General features: G+C 71.9%; 20 protein-coding genes. 11 read left to right on the top strand and 9 right to left on the bottom strand.

Features of this window, described 5'->3' with window-relative positions:
• Window positions 1-9 precede the first annotated feature (9 nt).
• Window positions 10-1,524 (bottom strand): gamma-aminobutyraldehyde dehydrogenase, encoded by a 1,515-nt coding sequence (locus AMK27_RS26515; RefSeq protein WP_073912998.1) that lies wholly within the window; start codon window positions 1,522-1,524, stop codon window positions 10-12.
• Window positions 1,525-1,699: 175 nt separating this feature from the next.
• Here AMK27_RS26515 and AMK27_RS26510 point away from each other — a divergent pair, with 175 nt between their 5' ends.
• The gene (locus tag AMK27_RS26510; protein ID WP_073912995.1) at window positions 1,700-2,251 is read left to right on the top strand and encodes an NADAR family protein; all 552 of its coding nucleotides are present in this window, start codon (window positions 1,700-1,702) and stop codon (window positions 2,249-2,251) included.
• Between the two features lie 159 nt (window positions 2,252-2,410).
• On the opposite strand, the gene AMK27_RS26505 is transcribed toward AMK27_RS26510, so the two are convergent.
• Entirely contained in the window at window positions 2,411-3,097 is a 687-nt protein-coding gene (locus AMK27_RS26505; RefSeq protein WP_073912992.1) for a DUF4190 domain-containing protein, read from the bottom strand.
• A gap of 75 nt (window positions 3,098-3,172) precedes the next feature.
• Between AMK27_RS26505 and AMK27_RS26500 the strand changes: the two genes are divergently transcribed.
• The 6 genes from AMK27_RS26500 to AMK27_RS26475 all read left to right on the top strand — a co-directional run bounded on the left by AMK27_RS26500 (window position 3,173) and on the right by AMK27_RS26475 (window position 9,006).
• On the top strand, window positions 3,173-4,204 hold the full coding sequence (locus tag AMK27_RS26500; protein WP_073912989.1) for an adenosine deaminase: 1,032 nt from the start codon (window positions 3,173-3,175) through the stop codon (window positions 4,202-4,204).
• A gap of 56 nt (window positions 4,205-4,260) precedes the next feature.
• Window positions 4,261-4,986, top strand: coding sequence for a glycerophosphodiester phosphodiesterase (locus AMK27_RS26495; RefSeq protein WP_073913267.1), 726 nt, complete (start codon window positions 4,261-4,263; stop codon window positions 4,984-4,986).
• Window positions 4,983-5,768: an SAM-dependent methyltransferase gene (locus tag AMK27_RS26490; protein WP_073912986.1), complete on the top strand. Its 786-nt coding sequence runs from the start codon at window positions 4,983-4,985 to the stop codon at window positions 5,766-5,768. The genes AMK27_RS26495 and AMK27_RS26490 overlap by 4 nt, the downstream gene beginning before the upstream one ends.
• Window positions 5,769-5,782: 14 nt before the next feature.
• Window positions 5,783-6,958, top strand: coding sequence for a sensor histidine kinase (locus tag AMK27_RS26485; RefSeq protein WP_073912984.1), 1,176 nt, complete (start codon window positions 5,783-5,785; stop codon window positions 6,956-6,958).
• Window positions 6,955-7,668, top strand: coding sequence for a response regulator (locus AMK27_RS26480; RefSeq protein WP_073912981.1), 714 nt, complete (start codon window positions 6,955-6,957; stop codon window positions 7,666-7,668). The genes AMK27_RS26485 and AMK27_RS26480 overlap by 4 nt, the downstream gene beginning before the upstream one ends.
• A gap of 96 nt (window positions 7,669-7,764) precedes the next feature.
• On the top strand, window positions 7,765-9,006 hold the full coding sequence (locus tag AMK27_RS26475) for a serine hydrolase domain-containing protein (RefSeq protein ID WP_073912978.1): 1,242 nt from the start codon (window positions 7,765-7,767) through the stop codon (window positions 9,004-9,006).
• On the opposite strand, the gene AMK27_RS26470 is transcribed toward AMK27_RS26475, so the two are convergent.
• The 3 genes from AMK27_RS26470 to AMK27_RS26460 form a co-directional block, all read right to left on the bottom strand.
• Window positions 8,975-9,565, bottom strand: a complete 591-nt coding sequence (locus AMK27_RS26470; RefSeq protein WP_073912975.1) for a hypothetical protein — start codon at window positions 9,563-9,565, stop codon at window positions 8,975-8,977. The genes AMK27_RS26475 and AMK27_RS26470 overlap by 32 nt on opposite strands.
• A gap of 82 nt (window positions 9,566-9,647) precedes the next feature.
• Entirely contained in the window at window positions 9,648-10,814 is a 1,167-nt protein-coding gene (locus tag AMK27_RS26465) for a polyamine ABC transporter substrate-binding protein (RefSeq protein WP_073913265.1), read from the bottom strand.
• Between the two features lie 143 nt (window positions 10,815-10,957).
• Complete coding sequence (locus AMK27_RS26460; RefSeq protein ID WP_073912972.1) at window positions 10,958-12,394, bottom strand: gamma-aminobutyraldehyde dehydrogenase; 1,437 nt, start codon at window positions 12,392-12,394, stop codon at window positions 10,958-10,960.
• Between the two features lie 190 nt (window positions 12,395-12,584).
• Between AMK27_RS26460 and AMK27_RS26455 the strand changes: the two genes are divergently transcribed.
• The 4 genes from AMK27_RS26455 to AMK27_RS26440 all read left to right on the top strand — a co-directional run bounded on the left by AMK27_RS26455 (window position 12,585) and on the right by AMK27_RS26440 (window position 16,537).
• Window positions 12,585-13,091, top strand: a complete 507-nt coding sequence (locus AMK27_RS26455) for an Lrp/AsnC family transcriptional regulator (protein WP_073912969.1) — start codon at window positions 12,585-12,587, stop codon at window positions 13,089-13,091.
• A 2-nt stretch (window positions 13,092-13,093) separates the two neighbouring features.
• Window positions 13,094-14,464, top strand: a complete 1,371-nt coding sequence (locus AMK27_RS26450; protein ID WP_376316781.1) for an aspartate aminotransferase family protein — start codon at window positions 13,094-13,096, stop codon at window positions 14,462-14,464.
• A gap of 214 nt (window positions 14,465-14,678) precedes the next feature.
• The gene (locus tag AMK27_RS26445; protein WP_073912962.1) at window positions 14,679-15,407 is read left to right on the top strand and encodes an ABC transporter ATP-binding protein; all 729 of its coding nucleotides are present in this window, start codon (window positions 14,679-14,681) and stop codon (window positions 15,405-15,407) included.
• A complete protein-coding gene (locus AMK27_RS26440) occupies window positions 15,389-16,537 on the top strand; it encodes a hypothetical protein (RefSeq protein WP_073912957.1) in 1,149 nt (382 codons plus the stop codon). Before AMK27_RS26445 ends, AMK27_RS26440 begins: the two co-directional genes overlap by 19 nt.
• Before the next feature lie 89 nt (window positions 16,538-16,626).
• Here AMK27_RS26440 and AMK27_RS26435 read toward each other — a convergent pair whose 3' ends face one another.
• The 4 genes from AMK27_RS26435 to AMK27_RS26420 all read right to left on the bottom strand — a co-directional run bounded on the left by AMK27_RS26435 (window position 16,627) and on the right by AMK27_RS26420 (window position 21,128).
• Window positions 16,627-17,274, bottom strand: coding sequence for a dihydrofolate reductase family protein (locus AMK27_RS26435; RefSeq protein WP_073912954.1), 648 nt, complete (start codon window positions 17,272-17,274; stop codon window positions 16,627-16,629).
• 79 nt (window positions 17,275-17,353) lie between these two features.
• Complete coding sequence (locus AMK27_RS26430; protein ID WP_073912952.1) at window positions 17,354-18,382, bottom strand: ABC transporter ATP-binding protein; 1,029 nt, start codon at window positions 18,380-18,382, stop codon at window positions 17,354-17,356.
• Entirely contained in the window at window positions 18,382-19,995 is a 1,614-nt protein-coding gene (locus AMK27_RS26425; protein ID WP_073912949.1) for an ABC transporter permease, read from the bottom strand. The genes AMK27_RS26430 and AMK27_RS26425 overlap by 1 nt, the downstream gene beginning before the upstream one ends.
• Window positions 19,996-20,033: 38 nt before the next feature.
• Window positions 20,034-21,128 (bottom strand): thiamine ABC transporter substrate-binding protein, encoded by a 1,095-nt coding sequence (locus tag AMK27_RS26420; RefSeq protein WP_073913263.1) that lies wholly within the window; start codon window positions 21,126-21,128, stop codon window positions 20,034-20,036.
• Window positions 21,129-21,313 lie beyond the last annotated feature (185 nt).

Below are 21,313 nucleotides of genomic sequence, written 5' to 3'. Positions count from 1 at the left end.
GGCAGATGGCTATCGGTCCCCGAAGATCGTGCGGTGCCAGTCCTTCGCGGCGACCGCGGTGTTGTCGAACATCACATGCTTGACCTGCGTGTACTCCTCGAAGGAGTAGGCCGACATGTCCTTCCCGTAGCCCGATGCCTTGGTGCCGCCGTGGGGCATCTCGCTGATGATTGGGATGTGGTCGTTGACCCAGACGCAGCCGGCCTTGATCTCCCGGGTGGCGCGGTTGGCCCGGTAGACGTCCCGGCTCCAGGCCGAGGCGGCCAGGCCGTACGGGGTGTCGTTGGCGAGCCGGATGCCCTCGTCGTCGCTGTCGAAGGGCAGGGCCACCAGGACCGGGCCGAAGATCTCCGACTGCACGACCTCGCTGTCCTGCGAGGCGCCGGTGATCAGGGTCGGACGATAGTACGCACCGTCCTTGAGGTCTCCGCCAGGGGCTTCTCCGCCGGTCACGACGGTGGCGTAGCCGCGGGCCCGCTCGACGAAGCCGGCGACGGCGTCGCGGTGGCGGTGGCTGACGAGCGGGCCGAGGTCGGTGGCCGGGTCGAAGGGGTCGCCGAGCCGGACGGTCTCCATCAGTTCGGCGACGCGCGCGACGAACGCGTCGAAGAGCGGTCGCTGGACGTAAGCGCGCGTGGCGGCGGTGCAGTCCTGGCCGCTGTTGATGAGGGAGGCGGCGACGGCGCCGTGGGCGGCGGCCTCCAGGTCGGCGTCGTCGAAGACCACGAAGGGGGCCTTGCCGCCGAGTTCGAGGTGGAGGCGCTTCACGGTGGCGGTGGCGATCTCGGCGACCCGCTTGCCGACGGGCGTGGAGCCGGTGAAGGAGGTCATGACGACGTCGGGGTGGCCGACGAGGTGTTCGCCGACGGTCCGCCCGGCGCCGTTGACGATGTTCACCACACCGTCGGGGATGCCGGCCTCCTTCGCCGCCTGGGCGAACATCAGGGAGGTGAGCGGTGTGAGCTCGGCGGGCTTGAGGACGATCGTGTTGCCGGCGGCGATGGCCGGGAGGATCTTCCAGGCGGCCATCTGGAGCGGGTAGTTCCAGGGGGCGATGGAGCCGACGACGCCGATGGGTTCGCGGCGGATGTACGAGGTGTGGTCGCCGCTGTACTCGGCGGCGGACTGGCCCTGGAGGTGGCGGGCCGCCCCCGCGAAGAAGGCGGCGTTGTCGACGGTGCCGGGCACGTCGAACTCGGTGGTGAGCTTGAGCGGCTTGCCGCACTGGAGGGACTCGACGCGGGCGAAGTCCTCCGCCCACTCGGCGAGGACGCCGGCGAAGCGGTGGAGCGCGTCGGAGCGCTCGCCCGGGGTGGCGCCGGCCCAGCCGGGGAAGGCGGCCTTGGCCGCGGCGACGGCCTCGTCCACGTCGGCGGTGGAGGCGAGGGTGTAGGTGTACACGCTCTCCCCGGTCGCCGGATCGATCACGCTGTGTTCCTGACCGGAGGTTCCGGCGCGGAGCCGCCCGCCGATGTACTGTGCGCCGTCCGCGAAGCGGTCCGTCACCTGGAAGCGGTTGCCCATGACGCTCTCCGTTGTTCCAGCTCGAATTGAGTGCCGATCCTGACAGAGGGATGATGGCCCAACAAGTGATTCCGTTGTTGCCTTTTGGTTACGCGACGGAATCGGTCGACCATGTGTCGAGGCGGCCGGATTATCTCCGTACTAAGTGTCCGTGGCGGATGCCACACTCGCGTGCATGAGCGAGCGCGAGTCTCTGATACAGCAGGTCAACCGGGGTGACCGGGTCAAGTGGCTGCACTTCTGGGGTCACCGTCCGCACCCGGACGGGCGACTCTCGGCGAGCTGTCTCAGCCAGTGGTGGCCGGCACCCTTCGTGGTCGACGGCGTCTCGTACGCGACGGCCGAGCACTGGATGATGGCGGCCAAGGCCCGGCTCTTCGAGGACGCCGAGGCGGAGCGGGCCGCGCTGTCCGCGCGTACCCCGGCCGAGGCCAAGAAGGCGGGCCGGCTCGTCCGCGGCTTCGACGAGACGGTGTGGGCGCGGGAGCGGTACGGGATCGTCGTCGAGGGCAGCGTCCGCAAGTTCTCCTCGGACGAGGCCCTGCGCGGCTACCTCCTCGGCACCGGCACCCGGGTCCTGGTGGAGGCGAGCCCGGTGGACCGGGTCTGGGGCATCGGTCTGGCCGCCGACGACCCGCGCGCCCACGACCCGGCGAGCTGGCGCGGCGACAACCTCCTGGGCTTCGCCCTCATGGAGGCACGGGAGCGGCTGCGCCAGGGCGCGTGAGTCGCGCCGAGGCGCGCGCGTGCGGCCGCGCCGGGCCCGCTGCGTCGGGGCGTGTGTGCGTCGCGCCGAGGCACGCGCCTCGCGCCGGCGGGACGACGAGGGCCCCGCACCTCACCGGGTGCGGGGCCCTCGACCGGTGTCACCCGGGGTGACCGTGGATCAACGGCTGCCGCTCTCGACCACCAGGCTCGACGCGAACGGGTCCTCGTAGCCGGAGTCGTCGAAGGACGACGAGTCCTGTGTGGCCGCCCAGATGATGAAGCCGAGGAAGACGGCGCTGACCAGGGTGCCGATCGCGCCGAGGACGATGCCCGCGACGGCCATGCCCCGGTTGGTCGCCTCGCCCCGGCCGGCCTTCTTCAGGCCGATGATGCCGAAGATCAGCGCCAGGATGCCGAGGATCGCGCCCAGGCCCCACAGGCAGAAGCCCGCCACCGAGATGATGCCGAGCACCATCGAGGCCGTCCCCATGCCGTTCGACGGGGACTGCTGCCAGCCGGTCTGGCCGGGGTAGCCGCCGGGCGACGGGTAGCCGGGATAGCCGTACCCGGAGCCCGCCGGGGCGGGCGGCGGGGTCACCGCCGACGGGTACCCGTATCCGCCGGACGTGTCCGCCGCCGGGTAGCCGTACGCGCCGGGCGTCGCCGCAGGACCGCCGGGTGCGACCGGTGGCGGCGGCACGTCGGTGGGGCCGGGCTGCGCCAGCGGAAAGGACGTGACGGTCTGCTGGTCGTGCACCGGCGACGGAGTCGTCGGCTTGCTCAGTTCCACCCCGTCGCGGTTCGGCGGAGCCCACGGGTCCGTCGGGTCGTACCCGCCCTGCGACTGGTCTTGGTTGTCAGACATGGGCCTCCCCCATCATGGTCCCGCCATGCTACGGCCTCACCCCTGAGGGGTAACCGTCCGGCCTACGATGACGGGATGACCGATCTCCATCCCTTCATCGCGGGCCTGCCCAAGGCAGAGCTGCACGTCCACCACGTCGGCTCCGCCTCGCCCCGGATCGTCGCCGAGCTCGCCGCCCGGCACCCCGACTCCAAGGTCCCCACGGACCCGGAGGCGCTGACCGACTACTTCACGTTCACCGACTTCGCACACTTCATCGACGTCTACCTCTCGGTCGTCGACCTGGTCCGCACCCCCGAGGACGTCCGGCTGCTGACCTTCGAGGTCGCCCGTGACATGGCACGGCAGAACATCCGGTACGCCGAGCTGACCATCACCCCCTACTCCTCCACCCGCCGGGGCATCGACGAGCGCGCCTTCATGGCCGCCATCGAGGACGCCCGCAAGGCCGCCGAAGCCGAGTTCGGCACCATCCTGCGCTGGTGCTTCGACATCCCGGGCGAGGCCGGCCTGGCCTCCGCGGAGGAGACCGCCCGTCTCGCCACCACCGACGGGCTGCGCCCCGAGGGCCTGGTCTCCTTCGGCCTCGGCGGCCCGGAGATCGGCGTGCCGCGCCCGCAGTTCAAGCCGTACTTCGACCGGGCGCGGGCGGCCGGCCTGCACTCCGTCCCGCACGCGGGCGAGACGACCGGCCCGCAGACGGTCTGGGACGCGATCAACGACCTGGGCGCCGAGCGCATCGGCCACGGCACCAGCTCGGTCCAGGACCCGGCGCTCCTCGCCCACCTGGCGGAGCACCGCATCGCGCTGGAGGTCTGCCCGACCTCGAACATCGCCACACGGGCCGTCGCCACCCTGGACGAGCACCCGATCCGGCAGATGGTGGACGCCGGCGTCCTCGTCACCGTCAACAGCGACGACCCGCCGATGTTCGGCACCGACCTCAACAACGAGTACGCGGTCGCCGCCCGGCTCCTCGGCCTCGACGAGCGCGGTGTCGCCGCCCTCGCGAAGAACGCGGTGGAGGCCTCGTTCCTCGACCCGGCCGGGAAGGCCAGGATCGCCGCCGAGATCGACACGTACACCGGCACCTGGCTCGCGCGCTGACGACTGGCCCGGGCGCCCGCGACGGCGAGAATGGGCCCATGGACTCCGACACCGCCATGGACCCGACCGCCGTCGCGCACGCAGCCGAGGCCACGGCCTCCGTCACCGTCGTGGGCCATCGCGGCGACCCGTACCGCGTCCGCGAGAACACCCTCGGCTCGATCGCCTCGGCGATCGAGCGGGGGGCGGACGCGGTCGAGGTCGACGTGCGGCTGACGAAGGACGGGGTGCCCGTGCTCCTCCACGACGACACCCTGAAGCGCCTCTGGGGCCATGACCGCCCGCTCTCCGCGCTCACGTACGAGCAGGTCGGGGAGCTGACGTACGGCGCGGTCCCGACCCTGCGCGAGGCGCTGCTCACCGCCGGGGAGAAGCGGCTGATGCTGGATCTGCCGGGCGGCGACGAGAACTCGGTCCGCGCCATCGTCCGTACGGTCCGCGAGTGCGGCGCCGGGGAGCGCGTCTACTACTGCGCGGGGGCCGTCGCCATGCTCCAGGTGCGCGCCGCCGACCCGGCCGCGGAGATCGCCCTCACCTGGACCTCGCTCGCGCCGCCCCGTCCGATCCTGCTCGACGTGGTCCGGCCCCGCTGGCTCAACTACCGCTTCGGCCTGGTGAGTCGGGCCCTGACCGACCGGGTCCACCGGGACGGTCTCCTCGTCTCGGCCTGGACGGCGGACACCTCCCGCACCATGCGTAAGCTGATCGGGAACGGGGTCGACTCGATCACCACCAACCGGGTCGACGCTCTCGCCGCCGTCCTGCGAAAGGCCCAGGGATGAACGACCGGATCCGGACCGACATCGCCCACAACGCCCGGGTGTGGAACTACTGGCTGGGCGGCAAGGACAACTACCCGGTCGACCGGGCGGTCGGCGACCAGGTCACCGGCTTCTACCCGAGCATCGGCGAAGTGGCCCGCGCGGACCGGGCGTTCCTCGGCCGCGCCGTCACCTTCCTCGCCGCCGACGCCGGGATGCGCCAGTTCCTCGACATCGGTACGGGTCTGCCGACCGCCGACAACACCCACGAGGTCGCCCAGCGGGCCGCGCCCGACGCCCGGATCGTCTACGTCGACAACGACCCGATCGTCCTCACCCACGCCCGCGCGCTCCTGACCAGCGCGCCGGAGGGCGTCACCGAGTACGTGGACGCCGACGCCCACGACCCGGAGAAGATCCTGGCGGCGGCCGGTGCGACGCTCGACCTCTCCCGGCCGGTGGCCGTGATGATGCTCGGCATCCTCAACTTCGTCCTGGACACCGGCGAGGCCCGGACGATCGTCCGGGCCCTGATGGACGCCGTCCCCTCCGGCAGCCACCTGGTCCTCACCCACCCCACCCTGGAGCCGGAGCTCGGCGGCGAGGGCAACAAGGCGGCCATGGCCTTCTGGAACGAGAACGCGACCCCGCCGATCACCGCCCGCAGCCGCGCCGAGATCGCGTCCTTCTTCGACGGCCTCGACCTCCTGGAGCCGGGCATCCTCTCCTGCTCGCGCTGGCGCGCGACGGACGAAGAGGCGCCCGTGGTGGCGCAGTTCGGCGCGGTGGGCCGCAAGCCGTAATGGTCCTGAGGGGGATGCCGCGCGGGCGGGAGGCGCTCCGCGGGCGGTGGGAGCGGGTGCGCGCCTGGGGCGCGGCGAACCCGTGGGCGGTGGACCTGGGGATCGCGCTGCTGGTCCAGGCGGCGATGACCATGCCGTTCGTGGTGCCGCGCGGACCCGAACTCGAACCGGCGACCTGGGCCGCGTACGGCCTGACCACGCTCACCGTGGTGCCGCTCGTCTGGCGGCGACGGGCGCCGGTGGCCGTACTCCTGGCGATCCTGGCGGCGAGCGCGCTCTACAAGCTGGTGCTCGAAGGGCCGGGCCAGCCGCTGCCGTACACCGGGCTCGTCATCGTCTACACGATCGCGCTGCACTCGCCGGCGTGGAAGCGGCTCACGACGGCGGGACTGATGACGGTCGCGGTGCCGGTCTCGGTGTGGCTCAACACCCAGTCGGCCCGTGAACTGACCTTCTCGCTCTTCGTGTTCGGCGCCGCCTATGTCTTCGGCCGGCTCCAGGACGCCCGGCAGCGGGCGCACCTGATCGAGGCGGAGCGGGCCGCCGCACGCGAACGGGCCCGGATCGCACGGGAGATGCACGACATCCTGTCGCACGCGGTGAGCCTGATGGTCGTGCAGGCCGAGGCGGGCCCGGTGGCGGTGCGGGCGGCGCCGGAGCGCGCGGAGGCCGCGTTCGAGGCGATCTCGGAGACGGGCCGCGAGGCGATGACCCAGTTGCGGCAGATGCTGGGGCTGCTGCGGGAGGGCCCCGAGGGGGCGCCGCCCCGCGAACCCCAGCCGGACCTCTCCGGGATCCCCGCGCTGGTGGAGCGGGTGAGGTCCGGCGGCCTCCTCGTGGAGTACGCGACGGAGGGCGGGGTGCGGGCGCTGCCCGCGGCGACCGGCGCGAGCGCCTACCGGATCGTGCAGGAGGCCCTGACGAACGTCGTCAGGCACGCGGACGCCCGCCGGGCCGACGTCCGGCTCGCCCACGTCGACGGGGTCCTGCGGGTCACGGTCACGGACGACGGGCGCGGCCCCGCGCCGGGGCCAGCCGGGCGCGGTTCCGGCGGCCACGGCCTGACCGGCATCCGGGAGCGGGCCGCCGCCCACGGCGGGACGGTGACGGCCGGCCCGGGACCGGGCGGCCGGGGGTTCGAGGTGCGGGCCCTGCTCCCCGTACCCTCCACGGCGGAGGTGGGGAGATGACGACGATCCGGGTGGTGGTCGCGGACGACCAGGAACTGGTCCGCAGCGGCTTCGCGATGATCCTCGACGCGCAGCCGGACATCGAGGTCGTGGCCGAGGCGGGGGACGGGGCCGAGGCGGTCGAGGCGGTGCGCCGGCACGCCCCGGACGTGGCGCTGCTCGACATCAGGATGCCCGGCACCGACGGCATCGAGGCCTGCCGGGCGATCAGCGCGGGCACCGGCTGCCGGACGGTGATCCTGACGACCTTCGACACCGACGCGTATGTGTACGAGGCGCTGCACGCGGGCGCGAGCGGCTTCCTCCTCAAGGACGTGCGCAGGGACGATCTGGTGCACGCGGTACGGGTGGTGGCGGCGGGCGACTCGCTGCTCGCGCCCTCCGTGGCCCGCCGCCTGGTGGAGGAGTACACGGCGGGTGGTCCGCGCAGGACCGCCCCCGACCCCCGGCTCGACGTGCTGACGGGACGGGAGCGGGAGACCCTGCTGCTCCTCGCGCGCGGTCTCTCCAACGCGGAGATCGCGGCGGAACTGGTGGTCAGCGACCACACGGTGAAGACCCATGTGGGGAACGTGCTCGCCAAGCTCGGTCTGCGGGACCGCATCCAGGCGGTGATCTGCGCGTACGAGACGGGTCTGGTGGCGGCGGGCTCTCCCCCGCCCGGGGGAGGCGCGGGGCCGGCCCCCTCCCCCGGGTCGGCGAGGAACTGACCGGCGGAAGACCGCCGGTGCGGGCGATCCGCCGATCGCCGCAGGTCAGCAGGATGGAGCCATCGAGAACAACGGCTCACACCACCGGAGTTGACCATGAGGACGTCCACCCGCACGCTGCTCGCCGCCGCCCTGGTCCTGGGGGTCGCGGCGGGCCCGGCGCTCACCCCGGCCTTCGCGGCACCCAGGGCCGTCGAAGCGCCCAGGGCCGGCGCGACGCCGTCCGCCGACGCGACACCGTCCGCCGTCGCGGCTCCTGCGGTGACCGGGGCGACGGCCCACCCGGCGAGCCCGGACCTGAGCACGGTGATCGCCGGGCTCCCGCGGACCGACGCCACGGCCGCGCTCGTCCGGGTCGGCGGCTCCGAGGGTGCCTGGCGGGGAAGTGCCGGGGTCCACGACCTGGTGAGCGGCGCCCCGGCGGACCCGGCGGCCCGCTTCCGCGCCGGATCGGTGACGAAGGTCTTCACGGCCGCGACGGTCCTGCAGCTGGCGTCCGAGCGCCGGATCGACCTGGACCGCACGGCCCGCTCGTACCTGCCGGAGCTGATCCCCGGCCGGTACGCGACGGTGACCGTGCGCCAGCTCCTGAACCACACGCACGGCATCCCGGCCCCCGAACTGGCCGTCGGCGACACGGTGGAGGAGTGGTACGCCCATCGCTTCGACGTCCACAGCCCGGAGGACATGGTCCGCTCGGCCACGGCGAAGCCGCGCGAGTTCCGGCCCGGCACGAAGCAGCACTACCTCAACATCGGGTACACGATCGCCGGTCTGATCGTGGAGCGGGTCACGGGCGACAGGTACGAGCACCAGGTGGAGCGGCGGATCCTGCGGCCACTGGGCCTCCGGGACACCTGTCTCCCGGGCGAGGCGGCCGAGCTGGCCGGCCCGTACAACCACGGCTACCAGACCATGCGGCTCGACGACGGGACGACCGGGCTGCGGGACGTCTCGGTGTGGGGGGTGACGGACGGCTGGGCGGCCGGTGACCTCGTCTCGACCACGGCCGATCTGGAGCGGTTCACCCGGGCGCTGTTCGCGGGCCGGGTGGTGCGCGGGCCGCTCCTGGAGGAGATGTTCACGCTGCCGAAGGTCGCGGACCTGAAGTCCGGGGATCCGGCGGCGTACTCCGCGGGCCTGTCGATGAAGAGGCTCGGCGGCCGCGAGGTCTGGGGCAAGACCGGCGGCCGCTGGGGGTACAACGCGGCCATCGCCTCCACCCGCGACGGCGCGCGCACCCTCGTCTACAGCGTCAACTCCACCGACGCGAAGGGCCAGGACATGAACCCGACCGCCCTGAACCTCATGGTCGCGGCGTACGGCCTGCCGGACTAGCGGCGTACGGCCTGCCGGACTGGCCGACGCCGGCCGGCACGGGCTCCGGTGCCGCGGCGGCTTCGAGCCGCTTGATCAGCCGGCGTACGTGGAGCAGCGGCAGGATCCCGATGACGCCGAAGGACATGTCGATGACCGACCACCAGAAGGGGATGCCCCGGATCGGTCCGCAGATCAGGGCGAGCGGGATGATGCCGACACAGGCGATCATGCCGAACTCGACGACCCAGATGTTGCGGACGGGATCGCGGTGGACGCCGTAGAAGGCGACCGCGATGACGAGGTGCGCGAAGGCGAGCCAGTCGGTGCCGTAGAGCAGGTACGGGGCCTGCTCGTCGGCGGTCTCGAGGCCGCCCCGCACCCGGTCGATCCACTCGGCGAGTCCGGGGAGGAGGTCGGCCACGGGAGCCGCCCAGCCGTCGAGCGCGGAGTCAAGCAGCCGGAGTTCGGTGACGAGCGGGAACGCGGTGATCCCGCTCAGGACCAGGCAGACGACGAAGACGATCAGCCAGACGCGGATGCGCGTGAGAAGGGCTCTCGGCCCGTTCGAGTCGCTCATGAGGGCAGCGTACGCCCCTCTTGAACGCGTTCAGAAACGGGGGCCGCCGCGGGTGCGACTCCCGCGGCGGCCCCCGCGCGGCTCACAGACCGACGATCGCGTTCCACCGCTTCGTGAAGTCCTGCCGCTCCCGCGCGGTGATGTCCCGGGCGATCGCGAGGCGTCCCCGCATGTCCGCGTCCGGGAAGATCAGCGGGTCCTCCGCGAGCGCCACGAGCTCCTCGTCGCCGGAGTCCGCGAGGACCTTCTGCGCGGCCGGCACCGGGCACACGTAGTTGACCCAGGCGGCGAGTTCGGCGGCGACCTCCGGCTCGTAGTAGTAGTCGACGAGCTTCTCGGCGTTGGCCTTGTGGTGCGCGAGGTTGGGGATCATGAGGGACTCGGCCCACAGTTCGGCGCCCTCCTCGGGGACGACGAACTCGATCTCCGGGTTGTCGGCCTGGAGTTGGATGACGTCGCCCGAGTACGCCTGACAGGCCAGCACGTCGCCGGTCGACAGGTCCTTGATGTAGTCGTTGCCGGTGAAGCGGCGGATGTGCCGCTTCTTCACGAGGCCCTCGATCTGCTCGCACAGGGCGTGGAAGTCGTCGCCGGTCCAGCGGGTGACGTCGACCCCCCTGCCCATCATGAGCAGGGCGAAGGACTCGTCGAGCCCGGACAGCAGGGTGACCTTGCCGCGCAGGTCGTCGGCCCACAGCTCCTTGGTGGAGCGGAGCTCCCGGCCGAGCTTCCTGCGGTTGTACGCGATGCCGGTGATCCCGGACTGCCAGGGGACGCTGTGCAGCCGGCCCGGGTCGAAGGCGGGCGAGCGGAGCTGCGGGTCGAGGTGCTCGGTGACGTTCGGCTGGGTGGCGCGGTTCATCTCCTGGGCCCAGCCGAGGCGGACGAAGCGGGCGGCCATCCAGTCGCTGACGACGATCAGGTCGCGGCCGGTCTCCTGGTGGTTCATCAGGGACGGGCTGATCTTGCCGAAGAACTCGTCGTTGTCGTTGATCTCCTCGGTGTACCGGACGGAGATCCCGGTGCGCTTCCTGAAGGCGTCGAGCGTCGGGCGCTTCCTGGCGTCCTCGTCATCGGTGTCGATGTACAGCGGCCAGTTGGCGAAGTCGAGCGTCCGGTCCCGGGCGGAGAGGTCGCGGCCGGCCCGGTCGCCCTCGTCGACGTAGGCGGCGGGGACCCCGCATCCGGCGGCGAGCAGACTCGCGGCCCCGGCACCGCCGATGCCGCGCAGCAGGGACCGGCGGGAGATGTTGTTCCTGGCTGTCGCTCTCACCCGTGCAGCATCGCGGCAGGCGGCGCGCCGGGGCAATGGACGCTCCGTCGAGCGACGCGACGCGGCCCCGACACCCTGTCGACCGGGGTGCCGGGGCCGCGTGGCGTTCAGGCGGTGGTTCAGCCCAGGGAGGTCATGACGTGCTTGATGCGCGTGTAGTCCTCGAAGCCGTAGCCGGAGAGGTCCTTGCCGTAGCCGGACTTCTTGAAGCCGCCGTGGGGCATCTCGGCGACCAGCGGGATGTGGGTGTTGATCCACACGCAGCCGAAGTCGAGGGACTTGGACATGCGCATGGCGCGCTGGTGGTCCTTGGTCCAGACGGAGGAGGCGAGGGCGTACTCGACGCCGTTGGCGAACTCCAGGGCCTGGGCCTCGTCGGTGAACGACTGGACGGTGATGACGGGGCCGAAGACCTCGTTCTGCACGATCTCGTCGTCCTGCTTGAGGCCGGAGACGACGGTCGGGGCGTAGAAGTAGCCCTTGTCGCCGACCCGGTGGCCGCCGGCCTGGACCTTGGCGTGCGCCGGGAGGCGGTCGATGAAGCCGGTGACCTGCTTCAGCTGGTTGGCGTTGTTGAGCGGGCCGTACAGCACGTCCTCGTCGTCCGGCTGACCGGTCTTGGTCTCGGAGGCGGCCTTGGCGAGCGCGGCGACGAACTCGTCGTGGATGGACTCGTGCACGAGGACACGGGTCGCGGCCGTACAGTCCTGGCCCGCGTTGAAGAAGCCGGCGACGGAGATGTCCTCGACGGCCTTGTCGATGTCGGTGTCCTCGAAGACCACGACCGGGGCCTTGCCGCCCAGCTCGAGGTGGACGCGCTTGACGTCCTTGGCCGCCGACTCGGCGACCTGCATGCCGGCGCGTACGGAGCCGGTGATGGAGGCCATGGCGGGGGTCGGGTGCTCGACCATCGCCTTGCCCGTCTCGCGGTCGCCGCAGACGACGTTGAAGACGCCCTTGGGGAGGATCTGACCGATGATCTCCGCCATCAGGACGGTCGACGCGGGGGTCGTGTCCGAGGGCTTGAGGACGACGGTGTTGCCCGCGGCGAGCGCCGGGGCGAACTTCCACACGGCCATCATCATCGGGTAGTTCCACGGCGCGACCTGGGCGCAGACGCCGACCGGCTCGCGACGGACGATGGAGGTCATGCCCTCCATGTACTCGCCGGCCGAGCGGCCCTCGAGCATCCGGGCGGCACCGGCGAAGAAGCGGATCTGGTCCACCATCGGCGGGATCTCTTCGCTCGCCGTGAGGGCGATGGGCTTTCCGGTGTTCTGGACCTCGGCGGCGATCAGGTCCTCGGCGCGCTCCTCGAAGGCGTCGGCGATCTTGAGGAGTGCCTTCTGGCGCTCGGACGGGGTGCTGTCACGCCAGGCGGGGAAGGCGGCCGCGGCGGCCTCCATCGCGGCGTCGACGTCAGCCTGGCCCGAGAGCGGGGAGGTGGCGTACACCTCGCCGGTGGCCGGGTTGACCACCTCGATGGTGCGGCCGTCGGCCGCGTCGCGGAACTCCCCGTTGATGTAGTTACGCAGCCGGCGCAGCTCGGTGGTCACTTGCCACCCCTCCTGTCACGTTCTGTCGTCGCACGTCCTTGTGCGGTGTCCCGATGGGCGAGACACCTCAGCCTAGTCGCTCGGCAGACGCTTTCAACAGGCCCAACCCTCTCCAACTTCGGATTCCGTGAGTTTCGAGCCGATCGACAACGAATTACATCGCTCTGGGGTTGCAAGACCGACATTCTCGGTGCACAGTGAACCCGTGGCCAGTCGAAGCACAGAACCCAGAACCGGAACCGGTTCGTCCCCGACGATCGACGCCGTCTCCCTGGCGATCATCGAACAGCTCCAGGAGGACGGTCGCCGTCCCTACGCGGCGATAGGCAAGGCCGTGGGCCTCTCCGAGGCCGCCGTGCGCCAGCGCGTCCAGAAGCTGCTCGACCAGGGCGTCATGCAGATCGTCGCCGTCACCGACCCGCTCACCGTGGGATTCCGGCGGCAGGCGATGGTCGGCATCAACGTCGAGGGTGACCTTGATCCGGTTGCGGAAGCCCTGACGGCCATGGCCGAATGCGAGTACGTGGTGATGACCGCGGGCTCCTTCGACCTGATGGTGGAGATCGTCTGCGAGGACGACGACCACCTGCTGGATGTGATCAACAAGCGCATCCGCACCCTCCCCGGCGTGCGCTCCACCGAGAGCTTCGTCTACCTCAAGCTCAAGAAGCAGACCTATATGTGGGGAACTCGATAATCGTGACCCAGTCCCGAAGCGACATGTCAAAGACCGCGTACGACCACCTGTGGATGCACTTCACCCGCATGTCGTCGTACGAGAACTCGCCCGTTCCCACCATCGTGCGTGGTGAGGGCACCTACATCTTCGACGACAAGGGCAAGCGCTACCTCGACGGTCTCGCGGGCCTCTTCGTGGTCAACGCCGGACACGGCCGCAAGGAACTGGCCGAGGTCGCGTACAAGCAGGCCCAGGAGCTCGCGTTCTTCCCCGTGTGGTCGTACGCGCACCCCAAGGCCGTCGAGCTCGCCGAGCGTCTCGCGGACTACGCGCCGGGCGACCTGAACAAGGTCTTCTTCACCACCGGTGGCGGCGAGGCCGTCGAGACCGCGTGGAAGCTCGCCAAGCAGTACTTCAAGCTGCAGGGCAAGCACACCAAGTACAAGGTCATCTCGCGTGCGGTCGCCTACCACGGCACCCCGCAGGGCGCCCTGTCCATCACCGGCCTGCCGGCCCTGAAGGCCCCCTTCGAGCCGCTGGTCCCCGGCGCGCACAAGGTGCCGAACACCAACATCTACCGCGCCCCGATCCACGGCGACGACCCCGAGGCCTTCGGCCGCTGGGCCGCCGACCAGATCGAGCAGCAGATCCTCTTCGAGGGCCCCGAGACCGTCGCGGCCGTCTTCCTGGAGCCGGTGCAGAACGCCGGTGGCTGCTTCCCGCCGCCGCCCGGCTACTTCCAGCGCGTCCGCGAGATCTGCGACCAGTACGACGTGCTGCTCGTCTCCGACGAGACGATCTGCGCCTTCGGCCGCCTCGGCACGATGTTCGCCTGTGACAAGTTCGGCTACGTGCCGGACATGATCACCTGCGCCAAGGGCATGACCTCGGGCTACTCCCCGATCGGCGCCTGCATCGTCTCGGACCGCATCGCGGAGCCCTTCTACAAGGGCGACAACACCTTCCTCCACGGCTACACCTTCGGTGGCCACCCGGTGTCGTCGGCGGTCGCCATCGCCAACCTCGACATCTTCGACAAGGAAGGCCTGAACCAGCACGTCCTCGACCAGGAGGGCAACTTCTTCGACACCCTGAAGAAGCTGCACGACCTCCCGATCGTCGGCGACGTCCGCGGCAACGGCTTCTTCTACGGCATCGAGCTCGTCAAGGACAAGGTCACCAAGGAGTCCTTCACGGACGAGGAGACCGAGCGCGTCCTGTACGGCTTCCTCTCCAAGGCGCTCTTCGAGAACGGCCTGTACTGCCGTGCCGACGACCGTGGCGACCCGGTCATCCAGCTCGCCCCGCCGCTGATCGCCGACCAGGGCACCTTCGACGAGATCGAAGGCATCCTGCGCTCGGTGCTCACCGAGGCCTGGACCAAGCTCTAAGGTCCCCGCCGCGCGAGGCACACGACATCACGCCGCCCTCACGGCGTGACCCCGGCCCGGGCATGCCGCCATCCGAGTGGATGGCGGCGGCCCGGGCCGCGTGCTGTCCGTACAAACGGATCCGAATACTTACGGTGCCCAGTGACCGACAGGCCCGTCCCTTCGTTCCCCCGGACGGGGGACACAGATCGGATCCGACATCGAGGTGTACGCGATGGCCCCACCGGACAACGACGTGCTCTGGGCGCGTTCCCTGACCTGCGCCCTGGGCGGTTCGGACGCCCTCAGCGGCGTCTCCCTCGGCGTCCGCGAGGGCGAGATCCTCGCCGTCGTCGGCCCGCGCGGCAGCGGCAAGACCACCCTCATGCGGTGCCTGTCCGGCCAGCTGCTCGCCCAGCAGGGCGAGGTCTGGTTCAACAGCAGCCCCGTGCACACCCTCAGCCCCGCCGACCGCGAACGGCTCCGCCGCGACCGCTTCGGCTGGATCGACCCCGAGCCCGGCCTCGTCCCCGAGCTCACCGGCTGGGAGAACACCGCCCTGCCCCTGCTGCTCCGCGGCACCTCCCACCGGGCCGCGCGGACCGCAGCCGTGGAGTGGCTCGAGCGCCTCGACATCGGCGCGTGCGCCCGCAAGCGCCCGCACGCCCTCACCCACGCGGAGCGCCAGCGCATCGCGATCGCCCGCGCGCTGGTCACCACCCCGTCGGTGCTGTTCGCCGACGAGCCCACCGCGATCCTGCACCGCGCCGACGGCGCCCAGGTCCTGCGCACCCTGACCGCCGCCGCCCGCTCGCACGGCATCACCGTGCTCCTCGCCACCCACGACCCGGAGGTCGCGGCGCTCGCCGACCGCTCGGTCGCACTCCTCGACGGACGCCGGGTCGGCACCGTACCCCCCGCGTCAGGGGCGGAGGGCGTCGCGGCGTGCTCGCTCTCCGTCTAGCCCGCGGGGCCCACCCCCTCGTCCAGACGCGCCGGCTCCTCGTCGCCGTCGCGGCGGCGGGGGTCGGCTTCCTCCTGCTCTGCACCCTCGGATACGCGGTCGGGCACCCCGAGCGGTCCTCGGCCTCCGTGCTGCGGCTGCTCTGGTGCGTCCTACCGCTCGCCGCGACCGTCCAGTTCGCGGTCGCGGTGGCCCGGACGGACCCCAGCACCCGCCCGCGGCCGGGACTCTCCGCGATCGGCCTCGGCCCGGCCCGCCTCACGGCGATCGCCGCCGCGTCCACGGCCGTCGCCTGCACCCTCGGCTCCATGGTCGCGCTGCTGTTCTACCTGCACCTGCGCGGCGACATCACGGGCCTGCCCTTCGACGGGGCGGCCGCCGACCTCCTCGCCGCCGACCAGCCGATCCCGCTCGCCGCCGCCCTCACCCTGCTCGCCGTCGTCCCGGTCGTCGCGGCCACGGCCGCGGGCCTCGCCCTGCGCCCGCGCACCGCGCCCGCCGCACCGGAGGGCGCGGAGAAGCCGGTGCCGTCCGGGCTGCCGTGGGGAGTCGCCCTGGTCGCGGTCGGCCTGGCCGTGGAGACGTACGCGGGCCGCGGCGGCGGCGCCGGGCTCCCGCTGCCGGGCCGCTTCGACGGCAACCCGGCCGGCGTCCTGGCCGGCTGGGTCCTCACCGCCGCCGGTCTCGCGATGGTGGGCCCCGGCCTCGTCCACGGCTGCGGCCGCCTCCTCCAGTCCGTCCGGCCGGGCGCCGCCCGGCTGCTCGCGGGCCGCGTCCTGATGGACGAGTCCCGCCGTATCGGCCGCCCCCTGGGCGTGGTCAGCGCGGTGCTCTCCGGAACGCTCGCGGCGGCGGCCCTGGACGACGCGGGCACCGGCCCCGGCGCCTTCGGCCCGCTCTCCGGCCTGGGCGCGGCCCTCATCCTGGCCTGCACGACGGCCACGCTGCTCACCGCGGCCCTGGAGTCCAAGCAGAGCCGCGCCCACACCACCGAGGCCCTCCTCCGCATCGGCGCCCCGCCCGCGGTCCTCCGCTCGGCGGCCCTGATGCGCGCCGGCGTGCTGCTGGCAGTCTTCCTCCCCCTGACGTGGGCCGTGGCGGAGCTGGCGGCGCTGCCGCTGACCGGCTGAGCCCGACCCGGGGGTGCCGTGTCCGCACGGCACCCCCTTCGGCGTCCCCCGAGGGCGGGGAGGAGGGCGAGGCGGGCGGCGAGGGCGCCCTACTTCCGCCAGAAGAGGTGGTGGGTCACCGCGCCGCCCGGGCTGGGTACGACGTCGCGGTGGTAGCGGTCGAGGAGTTCGTCGGGCGACTCCCAGAGCCGTACCCCGGAACCGAGCTCCACCGGCGCCACCGCGACGTGCAGGGTGTCGACGAGACCGGCGTCGAGGAACGCGCGGACCACGGTGGCCCCGCCGCCGAGCCGGACGTCCTTGCCGTCCGCCGCCTCCTTCGCCCGCGCCAGCACACTCGCCGGGTCGCCGTCGACGAAGTGGAACGTCGTGTCGGACAGCGTGAACGAGGGACGCGGGTGGTGCGTCATGACGAACACCGGCGTGTGGAACGGCGGCTCGTCACCCCACCAGCCCTGCCACTCGTGGTCCTGCCAGGGACCCCGCTGGGGCCCGAACTTGTTGCGGCCCATGATCTCGGCGCCGATGTTGTGGGAGAAGTCCCGGGTGAAGTAGTCGTCGAGGCCGCGGCTGCCGCCGGGGTCGGTGCGATTGGGCCAGCTCGCCGTGGCCCCCGCCCAGGCGAACAGGGCCCCGGGATCCGCGTGGCCGAACGGACGCTCCAGACTCTGGCCCTCCCCCGTACCGAATCCGTCGGACGAGACCATGAAGTTCTGGACTCTGAGCAGCTGGCCCATGGGGTTCCTCCCGGGTGGTCGACACAGACATGACGGACACCAAGGAGACTCCACCGGACCGGGAAACTCATCGCACCCGCTACGGAATGTCGTCCCCCAGCACCACCACGTCCTCCGCCCGGAACTCCACACCCACCGCGGCGCCCTCGCCCGGCGCCTCCCGGAGCGGAAGCTCCGCGTCCAGCGGCGGGCCGTCCTCCGGGCGGAGCCGTACGGCCACATGGCCGCCCCGGAACGTCCGGGACTCGACCGTCCAGGCCGGCCCCTTCTCGGCGGGCACGAGCCGCACCCCGCCGGGCCGGACCAGGAGCCGCCGCTCGCCCTGCGGCGAACCGTCCGGCACCGGGACCTTCCCCCAGGGGGTCTCCGCGACCGGCCCGGTCACCCGCGCCGCCACCACGTTGTCGAACCCCAGGAAGCGGGCCACGAACTCCGAGGCCGGCCGCGACCACACCTCGACGGGTGCACCCGACTGGGCGATGCGCCCGTCCCGCATGACCACCACCCGGTCGGCCAGCGCGAACGCCTCGCCCTGGTCGTGCGTCACCGCGAGCACCGTCGTACCGAGCCGCCCGAAGAGCTGCCGCAGCTCCACGACGAGCCGCTCCCGCAGCCCCCGGTCGAGCTGGCCGAGCGGCTCGTCGAGCATCAGCAGCCGGGGCCGCGGCGCCAGCGCGCGGGCCAGCGCCACCCGCTGCTGCTCACCGCCGGAGAGCGCGGCGACGGACCGTCGCCCGGCGCCCGGCAGGCCGACGAGGTCGAGCAGCTCCGCCACCCGCTCGGCCTGCTCGGCCTTCCCCGCACCCCGCATCCGCAGCCCGAAGGCGACGTTGCCGCCGACGTCCCGCTGCGGGAACAGCTGGTGGTCCTGGAACATCAGCCCGACGCCCCGCCGGTGCACCGGCACCCCGCGCTGGTCGGCGCCGCCGAGCAGCACCCGCCCGCCGTCGAGGGCCTGCAGCCCGGCCACGGCCCGCAGCAGCGTGGACTTGCCGCTGCCGCTCGGCCCGAGCACGGACACGATCTCGTGGTCGGCGACCTCCAGGTCCACGGCGTCGAGCGCGGCCCGCTCCCCGAACCGCACGGTCGCCCCGTCGAGTACCAGCATCAGAACTCCCCCGAGGTGCGTTCGGTCCGGAGCCGTTCGAGGAGCAGCAGGGACACCGCGCACACCACCATGAGGATCGTCGAGAGGGCCATCGCCTGGCCGTAGTTGAGTTCGCCGGGCCGGCCGAGGAGCCGGGCCACCGCCACCGGGAGGGTCGGGCTGTCGGGCCGGGCGATGAAGACCGTCGCGCCGAACTCGCCCAGCGAGACGGCGAACGCGAACCCGGCGGCGATCAGCAGCGCCCGCCGCACCAGCGGCAGGTCCACCTCCCGCCAGGCCCGCCACGGCGAGGCGCCGAGCACCGCCGCCGCCTCCCGCAGCCGCTCGTCCACCGCCCGGAGGACCGGCAGCATCATCCGTACGACGAAGGGCACACCGACCAGCGCCTGCGCCAGCGGCACCAGGATCCAGCTGGCCCGCAGGTCGAACGGCGGCTCGTCGAGCGTGATGAGGAAGCCGAAGCCGACGGTCACCGCCGACACCCCGAGCGGCAGCATGAGCAGCGCGTCGAAGCCCCGGACGAGCCGACCGGCGCGCCTGGTCAGCGCCGCCGCGGCGAGCCCGCCGATGACGAGGGCGATCAGGGTGGCGACGACCGCGTACCGCAGCGAGTTCCCGATCGTGTCGAGCAGCGGCACGAGGAAGGTGCCGGAGGGGTCGGGGGTCTGCAGCGCCCGGTAGTAGTCGAACCCGTAGCCGTGGGAGGTGGCGAAGGACCGCTCGACGAGCACACCGAGCGGCAGCACGATCAGCAGGACGACGGAGAGCAGGACGGCCCCGAACAGCGCCCACTGGCCGAGGCCCCGGGGCCGGCGGGCCGTCTCCTCGGGCGCCACCATCCGCAGCGCGGTCTCCCGGCGGCGGACCGTCCGGGCGTGCACGGCGAGGACGACGCCCACGGCGACGAACTGCACCAGGGTGAGGACGGCCGCCGTCGTCAGGTCGAAGCGGACGACCGTCTGCCGGTAGATCTCCGTCTCCAGGGTGGAGTACGTGGATCCGCCGAGGATCTGGACGACGGCGAAGGAGCTCGCCGTGAACAGGAAGACCATCAGCGCCGCCGCGGCGACCGAGGGGGCGAGCGCCGGCAGGGTCACCGTCCGCCACGCCCGCCAGCGGGACGCGCCGAGGACCCGGGCGGCCTCCTCCTGCCGCGGGTCCAGCTGCGCCCACAGGCCGCCGACGGTCCGGACGACCACGGCGTAGTTGAAGAACACATGGGCGATCAGGATCGCCCAGAACGTGGTGTCGAGCCGTACGCCCCACAGCTCGTCCAGGAGACCGCCGCGCCCGACGAGCGCCAGGAAGGCCGTACCGACCATGACGGTCGGCATCACGAACGGCACGGTGACGACCGCGCGCAGCAGCACCTTCCCGCGGAACTCGAACCGCGCGAACACGTACGCGCCGGGCAGCGCGATCAGCAGGGTGAGACCGGTGGAGGCGAGCGCCTGCCAGAGCGTGAACCACAGGACGTCGAGGATCTCCGGCCGGCTCAGCGTCTCGCCGAACCGCCCGAACTGCCACGCCCCGTCGACCCGGAGCCCGCGCTCGACGATCGAGACGACGGGCCAGGCGAAGAAGAGCGCGAAGAAGGCGACGGGCACGGCCATCAGGCCGAGCCGCGCCGCGCTTCCCCGGCGGTCGGGGACTACTTCAGAACGAGCGACGACCACTGCTGGATCCACGGGTCACGCTTCTCGGCGATCTTCTCGGGCGCCATGGTCTCCGGCTTGTCGACCACCACGCCGTGCTTCGTGAACAGCTCGGGCAGGGCCGCGTCCTTGGCCACCGGGTTGACGAACATCTGGAGCGGCATGTCCTCCTGGAACTTCTTCGAGATCAGGAAGTCGATCAGCGCCTTGCCGCCCTCGGGGTTCTTCGCGCCGTTCAGCAGGCCCGCGAACTCGGTCTGCCGGAAGCAGGTCCCGGTGGAGACCCCGGTGGGGGCCGTCTTCGGCTGCGGCTCGCCGTAGAGCACCTCGACCGGCGGGCTGGAGGCGTACGACACGACGAGCGGACGGTCGCCCTTGGCCTGCTTGCCGCCGGCCGAGCCGGAGAACTCCTGGTTGTAGGCGAGCTCCCAGCTGTCGACGGTCTTCACGCCGTTGGCCTTGAGCTTCTTCCAGTAGTCCTGCCAGCCGTCGTCGCCGTACTTCGCGGCCGTACCGAGGAGGAAGCCCAGGCCCGGGGAGGACCGCTCGGGGTTCTCGACGACGAGCAGGTTCCGGTACGCCGGCTTCGCCAGGTCGTCGAAGGTCACCGGCGGCGCCAGCTTCTTGTCGGCGAAGTACTTCTTGTCGTAGTTGACGCAGATGTCACCGGAGTCGATCGGCGTGACCCGCTGCTCCTTGTCGAGCTGGTACGCGGCCGGGACGCGGTCGAGGCCCTTCGCCGCGTACGGCACGAAGATGCCGTTGTCGAGGGCGCGGGACAGCAGGGTGTTGTCGACGCCGAAGAAGACGTCGCCCTGCGGGGAGCCCTTGGTCAGGATCTCCTTGTTGACGGCCTCGCCCGCGTCGCCGCTCTTCAACACCTTGACGGTGAAGCCGGTCTGCCGGGTGAACTCGGCCAGCACCTCCTTGGAGGCGTTGAACGAGTCGTGGCTCACGAGGGTCACGGTCTTCGGCGCGGGCGCGCCGGACTTGCCCGCGGCCTCGCGGACGTCCTCCGTGCCGCAGGCGGCGAGGGTGGTGACGCCCAGCGCCGCGACGAGCGCGGCGGCGGCGGCCTTCTTGATGCTCACCGGATTGGTGCTCACTGAGATTCCTCCTGGGTGTGACCAGGAAGAGACGCGGCCCTGCCCACGACCGGCGGACCGGACGCGGGCAGGGCGCAACAGCTTGAGTTAACGACCGAACTTCCTACCCAGAATGACCTGGGCAAGGTTCAGAGGGTCTGCGGTCCTACGGTGACCGCACTCTCAGCGCT

The organism is Streptomyces sp. CB02009, assembly GCF_001905825.1.
Lineage (GTDB): Bacteria > Actinomycetota > Actinomycetes > Streptomycetales > Streptomycetaceae > Streptomyces.
This window is presented reverse-complemented; position numbering and strand designations above follow the sequence as displayed.